This window comes from Sandarakinorhabdus cyanobacteriorum (assembly GCF_002251755.1).
Lineage (GTDB): Bacteria > Pseudomonadota > Alphaproteobacteria > Sphingomonadales > Sphingomonadaceae > Sandarakinorhabdus > Sandarakinorhabdus cyanobacteriorum.
The window spans coordinates 54175-71055 of record NZ_NOXT01000110.1 but is presented as its reverse complement, the minus strand read 5'-3'; the positions used below and the strand labels follow the sequence as shown (position 1 = coordinate 71055).

At 66.4% G+C, this 16881-nt stretch carries 15 protein-coding genes; 5 read left to right on the top strand and 10 right to left on the bottom strand.

Translation table 11 applies throughout. The features are described 5' to 3' along the window. Positions 1–172 precede the first annotated feature (172 nt). Positions 173–748, top strand: coding sequence for a 3-keto-disaccharide hydrolase (locus CHU93_RS09405; RefSeq protein WP_094473825.1), 576 nt, complete (start codon positions 173–175; stop codon positions 746–748). Positions 749–895: 147 nt separating this feature from the next. After that, positions 896–1372, top strand: coding sequence for a hypothetical protein (locus CHU93_RS09400; RefSeq protein WP_133064366.1), 477 nt, complete (start codon positions 896–898; stop codon positions 1370–1372). 70 nt (positions 1373–1442) lie between these two features. On the opposite strand, the gene CHU93_RS09395 is transcribed toward CHU93_RS09400, so the two are convergent. Further along, positions 1443–2372 carry a hypothetical protein gene (locus CHU93_RS09395; protein WP_094473823.1) on the bottom strand — a complete coding sequence of 310 codons (930 nt, stop codon included), beginning with the start codon at positions 2370–2372 and terminating at the stop codon, positions 1443–1445. 240 nt (positions 2373–2612) lie between these two features. On the opposite strand from CHU93_RS09395, the gene CHU93_RS09390 reads away from it, so the two are divergent. Next, positions 2613–4259 (top strand): hypothetical protein, encoded by a 1647-nt coding sequence (locus CHU93_RS09390; protein WP_133064364.1) that lies wholly within the window; start codon positions 2613–2615, stop codon positions 4257–4259. Here CHU93_RS09390 and CHU93_RS09385 read toward each other — a convergent pair. Further along, positions 4249–5118: a hypothetical protein gene (locus CHU93_RS09385; RefSeq protein WP_094473821.1), complete on the bottom strand. Its 870-nt coding sequence runs from the start codon at positions 5116–5118 to the stop codon at positions 4249–4251. The genes CHU93_RS09390 and CHU93_RS09385 overlap by 11 nt on opposite strands. Positions 5119–5208: 90 nt before the next feature. Here CHU93_RS09385 and CHU93_RS09380 point away from each other — a divergent pair, with 90 nt between their 5' ends. After that, positions 5209–6351: an acyl-CoA dehydrogenase family protein gene (locus CHU93_RS09380; RefSeq protein WP_094473820.1), complete on the top strand. Its 1143-nt coding sequence runs from the start codon at positions 5209–5211 to the stop codon at positions 6349–6351. Between the two features lie 11 nt (positions 6352–6362). After that, a complete protein-coding gene (locus tag CHU93_RS09375; protein WP_094473819.1) occupies positions 6363–7163 on the top strand; it encodes a crotonase/enoyl-CoA hydratase family protein in 801 nt (266 codons plus the stop codon). Between the two features lie 3 nt (positions 7164–7166). Here CHU93_RS09375 and CHU93_RS09370 read toward each other — a convergent pair whose 3' ends face one another. From CHU93_RS09370 to CHU93_RS09335, 8 genes are all read right to left on the bottom strand, one after another. After that, positions 7167–7598, bottom strand: coding sequence for a hypothetical protein (locus CHU93_RS09370; RefSeq protein WP_133064363.1), 432 nt, complete (start codon positions 7596–7598; stop codon positions 7167–7169). Positions 7599–7629: 31 nt separating this feature from the next. Continuing rightward, the gene (locus tag CHU93_RS09365) at positions 7630–8856 is read right to left on the bottom strand and encodes a CaiB/BaiF CoA transferase family protein (RefSeq protein ID WP_094473817.1); all 1227 of its coding nucleotides are present in this window, start codon (positions 8854–8856) and stop codon (positions 7630–7632) included. Between the two features lie 176 nt (positions 8857–9032). Further along, positions 9033–10232, bottom strand: a complete 1200-nt coding sequence (locus tag CHU93_RS09360) for an acetyl-CoA C-acetyltransferase (protein ID WP_094473816.1) — start codon at positions 10230–10232, stop codon at positions 9033–9035. Positions 10233–10234: 2 nt separating this feature from the next. Continuing rightward, positions 10235–11377, bottom strand: coding sequence for an acyl-CoA dehydrogenase family protein (locus CHU93_RS09355; RefSeq protein ID WP_094473829.1), 1143 nt, complete (start codon positions 11375–11377; stop codon positions 10235–10237). Between the two features lie 4 nt (positions 11378–11381). Beyond that, on the bottom strand, positions 11382–12182 hold the full coding sequence (locus CHU93_RS09350) for an HTD2 family dehydratase (RefSeq protein WP_094473815.1): 801 nt from the start codon (positions 12180–12182) through the stop codon (positions 11382–11384). Then, a complete protein-coding gene (locus CHU93_RS09345; RefSeq protein ID WP_094473814.1) occupies positions 12179–13387 on the bottom strand; it encodes a CoA transferase in 1209 nt (402 codons plus the stop codon). Before CHU93_RS09345 ends, CHU93_RS09350 begins: the two co-directional genes overlap by 4 nt. Positions 13388–13448: 61 nt before the next feature. Then, entirely contained in the window at positions 13449–14702 is a 1254-nt protein-coding gene (locus CHU93_RS09340) for an acetyl-CoA C-acetyltransferase (RefSeq protein ID WP_086116685.1), read from the bottom strand. An 81-nt stretch (positions 14703–14783) separates the two neighbouring features. After that, the gene (locus tag CHU93_RS09335; RefSeq protein WP_094473813.1) at positions 14784–16745 is read right to left on the bottom strand and encodes an acyl-CoA dehydrogenase family protein; all 1962 of its coding nucleotides are present in this window, start codon (positions 16743–16745) and stop codon (positions 14784–14786) included. Positions 16746–16881: the final 136 nt, after the last annotated feature.

Below are 16881 nucleotides of genomic sequence, written 5' to 3'. Positions count from 1 at the left end.
CTCCAACCCGCCCACACAAGTCCGGGGTGACGTGGGCAGGGACTCGTCCCTGCACCCGTTCGTTTTGGGGCCGCCCGCGTCTCAACCCATTGTGTCACCCAGGCGAACGCCAGAGCAGCTTGACGCCCGCTCCGCGCAAGTGCCACCGTCATGGAAACAGGGGGGACCATCCATGCACCGACGCAGCGTCATCGCCGGCCTCGCCGCGCTCACCCTCACGCCGCCCGCTCGCGCCAAATCGCCCTGGCGCCCGCTGTGGAACGGCCGCTCCCTCGACGGCTGGACCCGCCTCGGCGATGCCGCCTGGACCATCGACAACGGCATCCTCGCCTGCGACCACGGCCCGATTTCCTACCTCGTCTCCAACGAAAGCTTCGCCGATTTCCAGCTGCGCGTGGACTTCTGGGTCAGCGACAACGCCAACAGCGGCATCTTCATCCGCTGCACCAACCCGGCCGAGGTCACCGTCACCAACAGCTACGAAGTCAACATCTTCGAACAACGCCCCGATCAACGCTTCGCCACCGGCGCCATCGTCGGCGTCGCCCCGATCGCCACCGTGCCGAAAACCGGCGGCCGCTGGAACCGCATGGACATCACCGCCAAGGGCGACCGCTTCACCGTCCTCGTCAACGGCCAACGCACCGTGGACAAGGCGGCCGACCCCAAACACCCCAGCGGCCGCATCACCCTCCAATACGGCACCGGCGTGGTGAAATTCCGCTCCGTGAAGGTGCTGGCGATTTAGGTTGGCGCAAAGCTGAAGCGCAGAAGGGGCAGCGAAGCCGCTGGGCTTTCCCTGACGGGCCTTGCCGCGTTGCCGGACCATGCGCCAACGGCATTGCGAGCGACCAGCAGGCGCGATAGCCCTGCGTGGTAATCGGGGGGAACAGCCATGTCCGACGACGACCGTTATGATATAGGCCGCAATCATTGGCGCCCGTCCTACCATTTCCGCCCGGGAAGTGCCGCCCACACCGGCGCTGTCGATCGGGAGCGCGACGAGGCGCGCATTCGGGCTGAGCGGGAACGATCGGACCGTGAGTTGCAAGCCGCGCTCTTTGGCAAAAGGGATGATGGCCCTGGCCCGTCGGCCACTGGCCCCGCGTCCGCGGGGGAGGGGCTTTATCGCCTTCTGGCGTTTGCCACGGCGGTTGCTGGCGCCGTTCTCGGCATCCGCTTTGCCGACTGGAGCGGCTTGGGCGATGCATGGGGGTTGGCCAGCGTCGGCGCTGGTGCGCTGGCAGGGTGGGGCGTCGTCCGGGCCTTGAAATCCCCGCTGGTCGCTATCCTGGATTTCGCGGCATCCGTGATGCGCTGGGCACTCATCGCTGGCCTGATGCTGGCGCTGTTCTGGTGGCTGGGCCGATGAAGGGCGCTTGTGCAGCCAAGTGGAGGCCGCTCAATATCATCAGGGCCTTGGCCAAAGCCGTTCGGTGCGATCAGATATAGCCTTTCTCCCGCAACATGATTTCAAATTGCAGGGTCCTGATTCGCCTGAAGCTGTTCTCAACTGCCTTCATTTCGTCCGAAAGCGTTAATATTGTGCGCCAAACACAATAATATCTGTAACCAAGATCACCGATAAGCGGCAGAGATTCCGCGTAAAATTCGGCACCAGGCGTTTTTGCCACTTTCCCCAAGGCCTCTGATACTGCGCCTAATACAACTGAAACTTTCTCCTGATTCTCGATGCACTCCACCTGTTCTGGCAGGGGTGGGGATTTTGGATATCGCTTTTGCGATTCCCTGAAGTTCTTCGTATTGGCGTCGAGCGACCGGTGAATCGATGTAATACGGGATTGGGTACGGGCGATGTTCATCAATTCCACGCGGATCAGTTCCTGCCGAAAACGGATTTCATAGGCACGCTGTTTCTGTTTTTCAGCCGCCAGCAGCCGGTCGCGCTTGGCTTGACGCTGCCACTCGGCCACCAGCCGGTCTGACGCCCGCAGCTCATAGTCAACGCGCAGCACCACAAAGCCAAATGGCTTGGGCTTCTCGGCGCGTTTGCAATACACGGACACCAGGATCTGTTGCGGTGTGCGAACAATGCCCTTCACCGCGCTGCCATCGTTGGCGCTGATCACGGAATAGCGCGAATTTGGCTTGAATTCCCAACCTTGTGGCGCCCGCACGCGCAGGCCTTCATGGACATCCGACAGCCCGCAGCTTGTGGACAAGGTTGCCTTCATTGGCTCCAGCGGATCGAAAAAGCCGTTGCGCCGCGGCTGCGCCTCCACATCGGTCTTATCGGCAGGTTCGCGAGGCGGGCTGAACGCATTTTGCGCCATCGCAGGCATGGCGAGAAGGCTGGTGAACACGGCCATGCCAAAGAGCGCATGCCGGAGAATCGTCGCAGCGGTTGCCATTGCCATGGTCCATTCCGTTTCTTGCCAGCCAATAATTGCCTGCTTTGGGCTGCGTGCAACTCTATTCTGGAGCGGCAGTTGTTTAGGCGGGCATTTTTCTGTGCTGGAGCATCAGATGACAGTTGAGAAAGACACGCCAAGGCCATTGACCGTTGCGATGCATCAGGTACGACTGATCTCCTGTCGGGGGACAATGAAATGGCGCGCAAGACTGCCGTGTTTGGCGTTATCGGGGCCGTCGTGATTGCGGCGCTGGCCTATGCCTTCTGGCCCGGCGCCAGAAGCAGCGATGGGGGCGCCGCCGCTCAAGCCGCCGTTGCATCGATCCTGGCCGATCTTCCCGCTGCCGAGCGCGCCGAGGTCCAGGCTCAGCTCGACGCGATCAAGGCTGCGGCCGATACCGATGTGCAGAATGCGGTGGCCCGCAACGATGTCGCAGCGCTCGCCACAATGGCCCAGCAGTCCGCTGAAGCCGAAGCGGCCTTGAAGGCGGCCCTGCTCAAGATCGAAAAGGATGACTTCAGCCAGGCTGATCGGGACAGGTTTGAAAATCAGAAGAAGATCGGACTGGCAACGCGAGACCAGGAAATTGCCGTTGTCCCTGTCTTCACCGGCATGACGAGGCTGGAGCAGGTCGCGGGCAGTCTGGGCCTGATCCACCCCGAAATGATGAAGCGTGATCAGGCTGTGCTGGCGCATGCGGCCGATGTCGCCCATGCCGTGTTCGAGCGCACCAGCAAGGCGAGCCCGATCGTGCCCGAAGCCCTGGCACGCTTTGCCAAACTGGCGCCCGATCAGCGCGCCGGCACCAGTGCGGGCCAAATCGCGCAGACGATCCTTTCAACCGAACCCTGCTTTGGCGTTCAGGCGGCCGCCGCTGCCCCTCCGAACGGCGCGCTTAACACGCTGGGCGTTTCGGTTGCCATGTCGGCTGCGCAGCAGCGGGCCGCTGTGTGCGCTGCCACCAACCAGCCGGTCCGGCTGGTCCAGAACAAGACCAATGAATATTGCATCACCTGCAGCGATGACACGCGCCAGTGGCCACTGGATCGCCTGATCCTGGGCGATATCATCGTGCGGGAGCGGCAGTTCCAATCGATCCGGCGCATCCAGCAGCCCGGCAGCACCATTCCCGACATTGAGCGCGATGCTGCCCCGGTGCCCATGAGCACGATCATGGATGCCTATGTGCGGCAGTTCGGCCAGCCCAATTATTCCTATAGCGGCACCACTAGCGTGACCTATGCGTGGATCCGAAGGCGCGACGGGACAGCCTATCCCGCCAATCACTGGACAATCCCCGGAAAGCTGGCGCTCAATGGCCGTGTTGTCGCCGCGCTGGGCGGCGGAGGGCGTGCCGACCAGATGCTGCGGGACAGTCTTCGCCAGGCACAGCCGCAGGCAAGCTATTGCCTCGCCAATCTTAGCCCGGGCGATGATCCGGCTGCCGAGGCCCTTGCCTTTGGTGATGCGTGGCCGATCAATCCTGCCTTGTTCCACTTCAATAAGTCGGCTTTTGAGCTGACCGAGTTATTCAAGGACGTGACGAAGGACACCAAGGCGATGTCCGCGTTCGAGGCCGCCGGGAAGAATGACGATTGCGGCCAAGTCCTGGTAGTCACGCTCACGCGCGACACTGGCCAGCGGCTTGATACGGCGGCCCGCGTCCCCCTTTACACCGGCATTGGGACGAACCGGGGCGACGATGCCATGAGCGCGATCCGTAGCAACATGGGGATCGTTGCGCTTTCATCCCGCCTTGGCGACGCGGGCAGCTTCATCACCATCCGGCGCGAAAAGCGGGCGGCGGCCCTGCGTGAAAATGCCGAAGCGAACGCGGAGGCCGATCGGCAGGCGCGAGAGGCGGCAAGGGGCTTCAAGACCTGAAGCTGACCACCCGCCGCGCCCCATCCAGCCGCAGCACCAGCCCTGCGTGGCGCGGTGTGTCAGCCAGTTGCCAGCGGGTGAGCCGCTCGTAGTGGGCGCAGAAGCGGGTGAGGGCGGCGCTGTCCATGCCCACCCGGCCGGTGGCGCGGGTGAGGCCGGCTTCCTGTTCGGCGCGCCAGCGGGGGACTGTGTTCCAATCGGGGGCGGCGAGGAAGACGAGGGTGTCGAGCATGGCCCAGGCGCGGCTGTAGGGGCCGGCCAGCGCCTGGTTGGCATGGGTGCGCCAGCTTGCGTCGGGGTCTTCATGGGCTTCGAGGTCGTTCACCGGTTTGGCCAGCGCGTGGGCGGGCTGGGGGCGGGCGCCGATGCACCAGCCTTCCAGGATCAGGATGTCGATGCGGGGGAAGCGGCGCCAGTGCTGGGGGGCCGCGCGATCGTCGGCCAGCTTGTCGAAAACGGGGAGGGTGACGGGCCGGCCCGAGCGCACCCGGAGCAGCACGTCGAGCAGCAGCGGCAGGTCGTGCGTGCCGGGCGGTCCGCGGGTGGTGAGCAGCGGGTGGACGTGCGCCGCCAGGGCGAGGCGGCGGCGTTTCGGCAGGTAAAAATCGTCGATCGAAACGGCAACCGCAATGCGGTCACCGCGGCCGATTGTGCGGTCACCACCGGGCGGTGCGCGGTCACCCGGTGCCTGGATGCGGTCACCATCGGCCAATGTTTCGCCACGGTTTGACAGGCTTTGCGCCAGCCGGGCGGCCAGGGTGGACTTGCCCGACCCTTGCGCTCCGGCCAGCCCCAGGATGAACGGCCGCGCCCCCAATTGCGGGGTCAGCCAGGCCAGGGTGAGGGCGACAGCGTCCATCGCGGCAAGGCTGCCCGGCCCCGGCTGGCGGTGCAACCCTGATCATCGGAAGGGCTTGCGCCGCCGGCGCGGCTGGGGCCTGCTGGCGCCATGCAAGATTGGCCCGATATCCGCGCCGCGGTGGCGAAACTCTGTGGGGATTTCCCTGGCGACTATTGGCGCGCCAAGGATGCCACACGCGATTATCCCACGGAATTTGTTGCAGCTTTGACCCGTGAAGGCTGGCTTTCGGCGCTGATCCCGGAAGACTATGGCGGCTCCGGCCTGCCCCTGTCCGCCGCCTGCGCCATTCTGGAGGAAATCCACGCCAGCGGCGGCAATGGCGCTGCCGCCCATGCCCAGATGTATGTGATGGGCACGTTGCTGCGCCATGGTTCGGATACACAGAAAGCCCAATATTTGCCGGCAGTTGCACGTGGCGAGCTGCGCTTGCAGGCCTTTGGCGTGACCGAGCCGACCTCGGGCAGCGACACGCTGTCCCTGCGCACCACGGCGGTGCGCGATGGCGACAATTATCTGATCAACGGCCAGAAAATCTGGACGAGCCGGGCGCGGCACAGCGATCTCATGGTGCTGCTCGCCCGCACCACGCCCAAGGATCAGGTGGCGAAGCGCACCGATGGCCTGTCGGTCTTCCTGCTCGACATGCGCGATTGCCCAGGCCTTTCGATCCAACCCATTGAAACCATGATGAACCATGGCACCACGGCGGTGTTTTTCGATCAGGTGCGGGTGCCCGTCGCCAACCGCATTGGGGAGGAAGGGCAGGGCTTTCGCTACATATTGTCGGGCATGAACGCCGAACGCATCCTGATTGCCGCCGAATGCATTGGCGACGCCCGCTTTTTCCTCGATCGGGCAACGGCTTACGCCCGCGAACGTCAGGTCTTCGGCCGGCCGATCGGCCAGAATCAGGGCATCCAGTTCCCGCTGGCCATGGCCCACGCCCGCATGACCGCCGCTCGGCTGACCGTGGCCGAAGCCTGCCGCAAATATGAAAGCGGCGCGGTGGCGGGCGCGGAGGCCAACATGGCAAAATTGCTGGCGGCCGAGGCCAGCTGGCAGGCCGGGGAGGCCGCGATGCAGACGCTGGGCGGCTTTGCCTTTGCCGCCGAATATGACATCGAACGCAAGTTCCGGGAGACGCGGCTTTATCAGGTGGCGCCGGTGTCGACCAACCTGATCCTGGCCTATCTGGCCGAGCATGTGCTGGGTCTGCCCAAAAGCTATTGAAGGGGTGCGCGATGAGCGAACTGGTGCTTTATCAACGGGATGGCGGGATTGTCACCCTCACGCTCAACCAGCCGGAGCTGCGCAACCCGGTCTCGGATGACGATATGGTTGATGCGATCCTGGCCGCGCTGGCCCGGCTGGAGGCCGATGCCCACGCCCGGGTGGCGATCCTCACCGGCGCCGGCAGCGCCTTTTCCAGCGGCGGCAATCTGAAGAAGATGGCGAGCGGGGACGGGCTGGCCAGCGCCAAACCGATCCAGACCCGGCGCAACTATCTCACCGGCATCCAGCGCCTGCCCCGCGCCTTTGCCGCGCTGGAAGTGCCGGTGGTGGCGGCCGTCAACGGCCCGGCTATTGGCGCTGGCTGTGACCTCGCTTGCATGTGCGATGTGCGCATCGCCGGGGAAAGCGCCAAATTTGCCGAGAGTTTCGTGAAGCTTGGCATCATTCCTGGCGACGGCGGCGCCTGGCTGCTGCCCTTCGTGGTCGGCCACGCCAAGGCCGCCGAACTGGCGCTGACCGGTGACATGGTGGACGCCGCCGAGGCGCTGCGCATTGGCCTCGTCAGCCGGGTGGTGCCGGATGCCGAGCTGCTGGAGGCCGCCCGCGCCATGGCCCAGCGCATTGCCGCCAACCCGCCCCAGGCGGTGCGGATGACCAAGCGGCTGTTGTGGGAAGCCCGCACGGCCAGCCTTGATACGGTGCTGAACCTGTCGGCCGCGATGCAGGCGCTGGCGCACACCACGGCCGATAACCGCGAAGCCATGAACGCCTTCCTGGAAAAGCGGCCGCCGAATTTCAGCGGGGAATGAGGATCAGGCGCTCTGTGCCGCGCGCCGGTGCAGGGCGGCAAAGCCGAACAGCACCACCACGGGCTGTGCAAAAAGCATCAGTTGGCCGAACTCCGGCCGGCTCAACGGGTTGCCGCTGGCGAGGCTGGCCAGTTCCAGCGTGACCATGGCCAGCAACTGCATCGACAGTTCGGGGGCGACGCGGCGATCCAGCCGTGTGCTTTCAAGCCAGCCCAGCGCCAGGCGCAACTGGCAATAGAGGATCAGCAGCCAGCAGGCATTGCCGGGCAGGCTGGCCTCATCGCTCCACGGGCCAAGAAAGGCGCCATGATGGGCCTGCGCCACCAGCCATGCCGAAGCCAGCATGACAAAGCCGCGCCCGAACATGGCGCTGCCCATCTTGGGGACGGATTGGATTTGGCCCTGCATTGCATCCAATATGGACGCAATTTTCATGCTACACAATCCGTAATTTGGTAATAAACTGTCAACCAATTGCCCCGGTTGCTCGCAACTGGCCGGCATCCGCCCGGTCCAGCCAGTCGCCCAGCACCGATTCGGCATCCTCGCCCACGCGCGGCGGCGGGGTGCGCATGGTGGCCGGCGTGGCCGACAATTTGCCGGGATAGGCAACGCTGGGAATGCGGGCGCCATCGTGGCGCTCGAACTGATGCACGGTCTGGCGGGCGGTGACGAAGGGATCGGCAAACACATCGGCAATGCTGTTGACCGGGCCGCAGGGCACGCCGGCAGCCACCAGCCGGTCGATCAGCGGCAGGCCCTGGCAGTCGGCAACCAGCCGCTGCACTTCGGCTTCGATGGCGTCGCGGTTCCGCAACCGCTGCGCGGCGGTGACAAAGCGCGGATCATCGCCCAGCCCGGCCACGCCCATCGCGCGGCAAAAGGCGCGGAACTGGCCATCATTGCCAATCGCGATGATGATCTCCCCATCGGCCACCTTGAACACCGTATAGGGCACCACCGTCGGATGGCGGTTGCCCATGCGGCCGGGGTTCACCCCGCCCACCAGCCAGTTCATCGCCTGGTTGGCCAGGCAGGCGATCTGGGTGTCGAGCAGGCTGATGTCAATTTGCTGGCCTTCGCCGGTGCGTTCGGCGTGGCGCAGCGCGGCCAGGATCGAGATGGTGGCATAAAGGCCGGTGGAAAGATCAGCCATGGCAACACCGGCGCGCAGCGGCTGGCCGCCCTCCTCACCGGTGACCGCCATGAAGCCGCCCATGCCCTGCGCCACGAAATCATAGCCGCCGCGCGCCGCATAGGGCCCGGTCTGGCCGAAACCGGTGATCGAACAATAGACAAGGCTGGGCTTGACCGCCCGCAGGCTCGGCCAGTCGAGGCCATATTTGGCCAGTCCGCCAACCTTGAAATTCTCCACCACGATGTCGGCCTCTGCTGCCAGTTCGCGCAGCAGGGCGGCACCTTCGGGGTGGGCGAAATCCACCGCGATGGAGCGCTTGTTGCGGTTGGCGGCGAGATAATAGGCAGAGGTGCCGATCTCGTCTGCCCCGTCCGGGCCTTTCAGGAAGGGCGGGCCCCAGGCGCGGGTGTCATCGCCGCGGCCGGGCGCTTCCACCTTCACCACATCGGCGCCCAGATCGGCGAGCACCTGCGTGCTCCACGGCCCGGCCAGCACCCGCGACAGATCGAGCACCCTGATGCCGGCAAGCGCGGCGGCGGTTGATTGAGTCGACATGGGCGAAGGGCCTAGCCCGAAACGAGAAACGGTACCAGTCGCGGGCAACTGGCACCGTCCTAGCCCACGACCGGGGATAGCTCTATGTCACCCTTATCTCTTGGCGAAAACGCGCCAAGAGTCAATTGTGACTCTGTCGCAAGAGCTGTTTTGCAACTGCAATGCTTGCGGGGGACTCACACCGCCCGTTCAAACACTGCCGCCATGCCCTGGCCGCCACCGATGCACATGGTTTCAAGGCCATAGCGCACGCCGCGCCGCTGCATCTCGTGGCACATGCTGGCCAGGATGCGGCCACCGGTCGCGCCGATGGGATGGCCAAGGCTGATGCCCGAACCATTGACGTTCAGCTTGTCCGGATCATGCCAGCCCCAGCCCTTCAAGACGGCCAGCACCTGGGGCGCGAAGGCCTCGTTCAGCTCAACCAGATCGATGTCGCCCCAGCCCAGGCCGGTGCGCGCGAACAGCCGTTCCACCGCCGGCACCGGGCCGATGCCCATGCGCGACGGATCGCAGCCCGCCGCCGCCCAGCCGGTCAGCCAGGCCATGGGCGTGAGGCCCAGCGGCTCCAGCAGCTCTTCGGCGACCACAAGGCAGGCAGACGCGCCATCATTCTGCTGGCTGGCGTTGCCGGCGGTCACCACACCGTCCTTCTCGATCGGCTTCAGCAGCGCCAGGCTTTCCGGCGTGGCATCGCCGCGAATGCCTTCATCCGCGGCAAAGATGGTCGGCGGGCCTTTTCGATTCGGAATCTCGACCGGCACCAGTTCATCGGCGAACTTGCCATCGGCCCAGGCCTTCGCGGCGCGGGCATGGCTTTGCGCGGCATAGGCATCACAGGCCTCGCGGCTGATGTCATGGTCCTTCGCCAGATTGTTGGCGGTTTCGATCATGCCCGAAATCACGCCATAACGGCTGATCGGCTGGCTCATCACGCGGCCGCGCACCAGCCGGTCGTGCATGGTCGTGCTGCCCAGCCTGGCACCATGGCGATGATCGATGGAATAATATTCGACGTTGGACATGCTTTCGACACCGCCAGCCACCACGATGTCGGCCGCGCCCGTCTGCACCCGCATGGCGGCATCCACCACCGCCTGCAGGCCGCTGCCACAGCGCCGATCCAGCGCCACACCCGGCACGCTTTCGGGAAAGCCCGCCGCCAGCCAGCTCCAGCGTGCCACGCAGGGGCTTTCGCCGTTGGGATAGCCATGGGCGAACACCACATCATCCACCCGTTCCGGATCGATCTTCGTGCGTTCAATCAGGGCCTTCAGGATGATGGCGCCCAATTCGCCGGCCGGGAACCCGGCGAGCGACCCGCCAAAGCGGCCAACGCCGGCGCGGATGGGCGAAACAATGGCGGCACGACGCATGATCAAACTCCCCGCAACATGGCCTTGGCAATGATGGTCTGCTGGATCTGGCTGGTGCCCTCATAGATGCGCAGCAGCCGCACATCGCGATAGAAACGCTCCACCTTGTATTCGGCCATGTAACCGGCGCCGCCGTGGATCTGCACCGCCTTGTCGGCAATGCGGCCCACCGCCTCGCTGGCGTGCAGTTTCAGCACCGAACATTCGCGGTTCGTCGCCTGCCCGGCATCAAAGCGGGCGGCGGTGCGCTCCAGCAGCGCCTCGCTGGTCAGCCGGTCCACCTCCATGTCGGCCAGCATGGCCTGCACCAGCTGGAACTGGCTGATCGCCTGGCCGAACTGTTCGCGGCTCTGGGCATAGGCAAGACTGGTCTCGATCAACCGGTCGGCCATGCCCAGCGCCACCGCGGCGATGTGGATGCGGCCGCGGTCCAGCACCTTCATGGCGGTGCGGAACCCCTGGCCGGGCACGCCGCCGATGATGTTGGCCGCCGGCACCAGCACATCGTCCAGGATCACGTCACAGGTCTTGGCGCCGCGCTGGCCCATCTTGCGGTCGGGCTTGCCCAGCGAAATGCCGGGGCTGTCGGCCGGCACGATGAAGGCGGAAATACCGGCCGCGCCCTTCACCTGCGCGTCGGTGCGGGCCATCAGGGTGAACACCGTGGCGCGCGGGGCATTGGTGATATAGCGCTTGGTGCCGCTGATCCGGTAGAAATCGCCGTCGCGCACGGCTTGGGCCCGCAGGGAGGCAGCATCCGATCCGGCGCCGGGTTCGGTCAGGGCAAAACTGGCAATCGCCTCGCCAGTGGCGAACTTCGGCAGCCATTCGGCCTTCTGTTCGGGCGTGCCGTCGATCATGATCCCCTGGCTGCCGATGCCCACCGTGGTGCCGATCAGGCTGCGGAAGGTGATGCTGGCCCGGCACAGGGTGCGCACCAATTGCGCCTCCTCGGCCATGGTCAGGCCCAGGCCGCCATAAGCCTCCGGCACGGAAAGGCCGAACAGGCCCATGGCCTTGAACTCGGCAACGATATCGGCGGGAATGTCGTCGCCATCCTCCACCGCATCCTCGGCCGGGATCAGCCGTTCCTCGACATAACGGGCCAGTTGGTCTTTCAGCAGGCCAAAGGTTTCAGCGTCCATCGTCTCACCCGGCGGTTGCAGTTTGAGCCAGCGTGCCATCGCAGCGCCGCGCCGCCAAGCCGTCTTCGCCGGCCGACAGCGTGATCGGCTGGCCGGCAAACAGCGGCGCCTGGGCGCGGAAGGAAAACTGCCGGGCCGGGCCATGGCGACGTTCCCACAAGCCAAGCAATTGCGCCGCGACCAAAGGGCCGTGGACAACCAGGCCGGGACAAAACTCCACCGCGCTGGCATAAGGCGCATCATAATGGATGCGGTGGCCATTGGCGGTGGCGGCGGAAAACAGGAACAATTGCACCGGATCGGGCGTGAACACGGCATCGCCGATCGGCGGCGGGCTGGCCGGCACCGGCAACGGAACCGGCGGGCCATCATCGCGCCACACGATGGTCTGCACCTCTTCCAGCGCCTTCTCGCCCTCCTGCCAGATCGTCACCCATACCCGGCCCAGCAGCAGGGGCCCGCTCTTGCCCTGCTTGGGCGTCAGCTGGTCCAGCACGCGCATCTGTACGGCCGGCATGCCCGCGATCAGTGGGCGGTGAAAGCGATAGTCGGCTCCGGCAAACATGCGGCGCGGCAGGCTGACCGGCGGGAAGAAACCGCCACGCGCCGGATGGCCATCCGGCCCGCGTGGGCCTGGCGGCGGCAGGAACAGCGCCAGATGGCCCAGCGGCGGCCAGCCCAGGCTTTCCGCATCCCAGCCCAGCGCTTCGGCCAGCCGCAGCACGTCGGGCCCGTGCAACACCTCCTCCCGCCATTCGGCCTTGCCGCACCAGCCCTGCCAATGGGCGAGATCATCGGGCGTCATGCCACCAGCCCCGCATCATGCAGCCGGCCAATGGCGCCGCCGGACAGCCCGAGCAGTTCGGCCAGCACCGCGTCCGTGTCCGCCCCCAGTTTCGGCGCCGGCCGCACCGCGCCGCGTGCCTCCCCCGCCAGGGTCGCCGCCGGGCCGGCCGCCGGATAGGTCAGGCCGGAGCGGTGGGTGATGGTCTGGAACTGCGGGTTGGCGGTGAACAGCCGGGCATCGCCGCGCACCGCCTCGGCCAGCGATTGATAGGGGCCCCAGGTCACCCCGGCGGCATCAAGCAGCGGGCCAAGTGCAGCCAGGGCCCGCTTGGCAATGGCGGCTTCGAACAGCGGAAACAGCCGGGCGCGGTGGGTGAAGCGCGCGCCCTCGTCCCGCGCGAAATCGGCCCCGGTGCTCGCCTCCACCGCCGCAATGGCGTCGGCCAGATCCAGCGCCTGCACCAGCCCGCGCCATTGTTTCGGCGTGATCGCCACCAGATAGACGCGTGTGCCATCGGCGGTGGCGAAATCCCGGCCAAAGGCACCGAACAGATCATTGCCCAGCCGGCCACGGTCGCCCTGCAGCAGCGCCTCCGCAGCAAATCCCAGATGCGACAGGGAGGTCGCGGCCAGATCCGACAATGGCACCCGGATTTCGGCGCCTTCGCCCGTCTGCCGCCGCCGATGCAGCGCGCTGACCATGGCAAAGGCCGCCCAGGCCCCGCCGAGCAGATCCCAGGCCGGCAGCACGGCATTGACCGGGCGGTTATCCCCCACTGGCCCCGTCATCCCCGGCACGCCCACGGCGGCGTTGACGGTATAATCCAGCGCCGGCTTGCCATCGGCCCAGCCCATGATGCGCGCGCTGATGATATCCGGCCGCCGGGCGGCGAGCGCTTTGTGGGACATAAAGCCATCCACCGGAAAATTGGTCAGGAACAGGCCCTTGTCGTCCCCCGGTGCGGTGGCCAGCGCCTGCGCCAGTTCCCGCCCTTCGGGCCGCGCCAGATCGATCTGGATGGATCGCATCTCTTTGTTCAGCCCTTCCCAATAGAGGCTGTCACCGCCGGCGCTCAATGGCCAGCGCTGGTGATCCGGCCCGCCGCCAATCTGGTCGATGCGGATGACCTCGGCCCCCATCTGCGCCAGATAGAGCCCGCCGGTCGGACCGGCGACAAAGGCCGCCGCCTCCACCACGGTGAGGCCGGAGAGAAGATTGTACACGCAAACCCTCTCCCGGCTCGCTGCGCTCGCCACCCTCTCCCCGAACGGGAGAGGGGGATGATCAGACGCGTTCGATGATGATGGCCGGCGCCATGCCGCCGGCGGCGCACATCGTCACCAGTCCGCGCTTCAGGTCGCGGCGTTCCAGTTCATCCAGCACGGTGCCGATCAGGATCGAACCGGTCGCCCCGATCGGGTGGCCCAGCGCGATGGCGCCGCCGTTCACATTCACCTTGTCGCGATCCAGTTTCAGATCACGGATGAATTTTTCCGCCACCACGGCAAAGGCTTCGTTGATTTCCCACAGATCGATGTCGTCCACCGTCAGGCCGGCCTTGGCCAGCACCTTGCGGGCGGCCGGCACCGGGGCGTTGAGCATCAGCGTCGGGCAATCGCCCATATTGGCCATCGCCACCACGCGGGCGCGCGGCTTCAGCCCGTTCTTTTCGGCATAGGCCTTGCTGGCCAGCAGCACGGCCGCCGCGCCATCGACCACGCCCGACGAATTGCCGGCATGGTGCATATGCTCGATCTTCAGATCGGGATATTTGGCGTTGATCAGCTTGCGGAAGGTGGTGCCGGCCTGGTCCAGCGGCATGTCGGCCAGCTTGGCAAAGCTCGGCTCCAGCTGCGACAGGCCTTCCATCGTGGTCTGCGGGCGCGGGAACTCCTCGCGATCCAGCGCCAGCGTGCCATCCTCGCGATAGACCGGAATGACGCTCTTGGCGAAGCGGCCTTCGGCGATGGCCACGGCCGCACGCTTCTGGCTTTCCAGGCCCAACGCGTCGACATCCTGGCGGCTGATGCCCTCCATGCTGGCAATGGCATCACCGCACACGCCCTGGTGGCTCTGCGGGTGGTGGCGCTGCAACCGGGCGTTGCCGCTGCCCATCATCATCGGCGGCAGGCCGGCGGCGCGCTCTTCCTGGGCCATGGTGGCAGTATAGCTCATCATCTCGGTGCCGCCGGCGATCAGCAGATCTTCCATGCCGCTCATGATCTGGGCGGCGGCCAGGTTCACTGAGGTGATGCCACCGCCGCAAAACCGGTCCAGCGTCATGCCGCTGGCCTTCAGGTCATAACCGGCATCCAGCGCCGCCATGCGGCCGAGGTCGCCGCCCTGCCGGCCCTTCTGGGTGGAGGTGGACCAGATGATGTCATCCACTTCGGCGGTGTTGAGCGCATTGCGGTCGGCCACGGCCTTCAGCACGGCGGCGGCGAGATGCTGGGGGTGCATGTCGGCCAGCGACCCCTTGCCAACCTTGCCAATGCCGCGCGGGGTGCGCACGGCGTCGATGATATAGGCTTCAGCCATCGTCGTGTCTCCTGTGGTCTGGAACGTGGCGCACCCTGCGCCGCCGGCCGAGCCGCGTCGATTGCGGTTTTTGCCAGTCTGTCAGCGCACACCCAATCCCCGCGCGATGATGCCGCGCAAAATCTCCCGGGTGCCGCCGCGCAGCGAAACCATCGGCGCGATGTGGATGGTGGCGTTCAGCGTGGCGATCAGGCTGGCCGGCGCGTCGCCCGGCAACAGGGCGCGGGCAATGTCGGGGATGGATTGTTCGAACGTGGCGCCCAGATCCTTCACCATCGCCGCTTCCAGCGCCGGATCCTCGCCGGCTTCCAGCAGGGCGGCCATCCCGCGCGCCATCTGGCGCAGCACCATCAGATGCGCGGTCAGGCGGCCGATCGGGGCATGCGCTGCGGCCGGCGCCTTGGGCCCCAGCGCCCGCACCAGCTCCTCCAGCAGCACAAGGGTCGACAGGAAGCGTTCCGGGCCGGAGCGTTCATAGGCCAGCTCGCTCATCACCTGGGCCCAGCCATTGCCCTCGGCCCCCACCAGCGCGTCAGCGCCCACGAACACATCATCGAAATGCACTTCGTTGAAATGATGTTCGCCCATCAGATCGATGATTGGCCGGATGCTCAGGCCCGGCGAGTCCATCGGCACCAGCAGCTGGCTCAGCCCCTCGTGCCGCTGGCCGTCCCCCGTGCGGCAGAGCAGCAGCATCACCTGCGCCTTGTGGGCATAGGTGGTCCACAGCTTGGTGCCGCTGATCCGCCAGCCGCCGTCCACGGGGCGGGCGCGGGTGGAAAGGGCGGCCAGGTCCGATCCCGCGCCGGGTTCGCTCATGCCGATGCAGGCAAAAAGTTCGCCGCGCGCGATGGCCGGCAGATGGCGCGCCTGTTGTTCGGGGGTGCCATATTTGAGCAGCAGCGGCCCGGTCTGCCGATCGGCGATCCAGTGCGCCGCCACCGGCGCACCGGCAGCCAGCAGCTCCTCGATCACCACCAGCCGGTCGAGCGCGCTCTTCTCATGCCCGCCAACCGCCTTGGCCCAGGTCATCCCCAGCCAGCCGCGCTGGCCCAGCTGGCGGCTGAAGTCCGGGCTGTGGCCGTTCCAGCTGTGGGCGCGGGTTTCCGGCGGCAGGCCGGCCAGCGCCCCGGCCAGAAAGGCCCGCACCTCGGCCCGCAGTGCGGCCTGCGCCGGCTGTTCGGCCACGGCCGGAAAACGAAAACGCTCGCCGGGCGGGATGGCCGCCGGGCCGCTGCTCGCCGTGGCTTCGCGCGTTGCCAGGGCCCACACGCTGCCGCCGGCCAGCGCGGCGGCGCCCAGCGTGGCGTGATGCTGATGCTCGGCGCCGGCCCGGTCCCGCCATTGCCACAGCGCGCGGGTGAACAGGTGCAGACGATGCTCCGCCGTCACGCCGATGGCGCCGTGCAGCTGGTGGGCCAGCGCCGCCACGATGCCCGCCGCCTCGCTGGCGCGCGCCTTGGCGGCGGCAACGGCCAGCGCCGCACTGGCCGGATGGGCCAGCGCCAGCGCGGCGAGGTTGGCGGCCGCGCCGGCCGCAGCGGTTTCGGCCGCCATGATGGAAAGGCTGTGCTGCACCGCCTGGTTCTTCGCCAGCGGCTTGCCGAACTGCTGGCGGGTCTGCGTCCATTCCAGCGTCATTTCCAGCACGCTGTCCATCAGCCCGGCCAGCTTGGCGCTGGCCAGCGCCGGGGTCCACAAATTGGGATCGCAGTGCGGCGCGTGCAGCAGCATGGCGGCCGACAGCCGCCACGGCGCGCCAACCCGGCCATGGGCGCGGGTGATGGCCATCACGCTCAAGGGGTCCAGCGCCAGGCCGCCATGGGGTTCGCTGGCCAGCGCCAGCGGCAGGCCGGCATCAACCAGCGCCTGCCAGCCATCCTCATTGTGGCCGGCGCGCGCCTGCCGCAGCCGCTCATCGGTCGCCTCGCGCGCCAGCAGCCGGGCCATCTGATCGATCAGCACATTGTCCATGCCCGCCACGCTGGACCGGATGCGCGCGCTTTGCCAGCTCTCCTGTCCTACAGGGGCAAAATCTGTCATGGTCGCAAATGGCGGGCGGTCTTGGCATTTCGCTCGGGAAATCAACGCTGAATCCCGCAATTTTCGTCAATTGTGTCAAATCGGTCCGATCAGCAGAGGGCTGGACATTGCCACCACCCGTGCCACACCCTGCCGC

Bases quoted from the DNA above. Each gene is read 5' to 3' on its own strand.
- CHU93_RS09405 (WP_094473825.1), top strand. From the start codon at position 173: ATGCACCGACGCAGCGTCATCGCCGGCCTCGCCGCGCTCACCCTCACG.
- CHU93_RS09400 (WP_133064366.1), top strand. From the start codon at position 896: ATGTCCGACGACGACCGTTATGATATAGGCCGCAATCATTGGCGCCCG.
- CHU93_RS09395 (WP_094473823.1), bottom strand. From the start codon at position 2,372: ATGGCAACCGCTGCGACGATTCTCCGGCATGCGCTCTTTGGCATGGCC.
- CHU93_RS09385 (WP_094473821.1), bottom strand. From the start codon at position 5,118: ATGGACGCTGTCGCCCTCACCCTGGCCTGGCTGACCCCGCAATTGGGG.
- CHU93_RS09380 (WP_094473820.1), top strand. From the start codon at position 5,209: ATGCAAGATTGGCCCGATATCCGCGCCGCGGTGGCGAAACTCTGTGGG.
- CHU93_RS09375 (WP_094473819.1), top strand. From the start codon at position 6,363: ATGAGCGAACTGGTGCTTTATCAACGGGATGGCGGGATTGTCACCCTC.
- CHU93_RS09370 (WP_133064363.1), bottom strand. From the start codon at position 7,598: ATGAAAATTGCGTCCATATTGGATGCAATGCAGGGCCAAATCCAATCC.
- CHU93_RS09365 (WP_094473817.1), bottom strand. From the start codon at position 8,856: ATGTCGACTCAATCAACCGCCGCCGCGCTTGCCGGCATCAGGGTGCTC.
- CHU93_RS09360 (WP_094473816.1), bottom strand. From the start codon at position 10,232: ATGCGTCGTGCCGCCATTGTTTCGCCCATCCGCGCCGGCGTTGGCCGC.
- CHU93_RS09355 (WP_094473829.1), bottom strand. From the start codon at position 11,377: ATGGACGCTGAAACCTTTGGCCTGCTGAAAGACCAACTGGCCCGTTAT.
- CHU93_RS09350 (WP_094473815.1), bottom strand. From the start codon at position 12,182: ATGACGCCCGATGATCTCGCCCATTGGCAGGGCTGGTGCGGCAAGGCC.
- CHU93_RS09340 (WP_086116685.1), bottom strand. From the start codon at position 14,702: ATGGCTGAAGCCTATATCATCGACGCCGTGCGCACCCCGCGCGGCATT.
- CHU93_RS09335 (WP_094473813.1), bottom strand. From the start codon at position 16,745: ATGACAGATTTTGCCCCTGTAGGACAGGAGAGCTGGCAAAGCGCGCGC.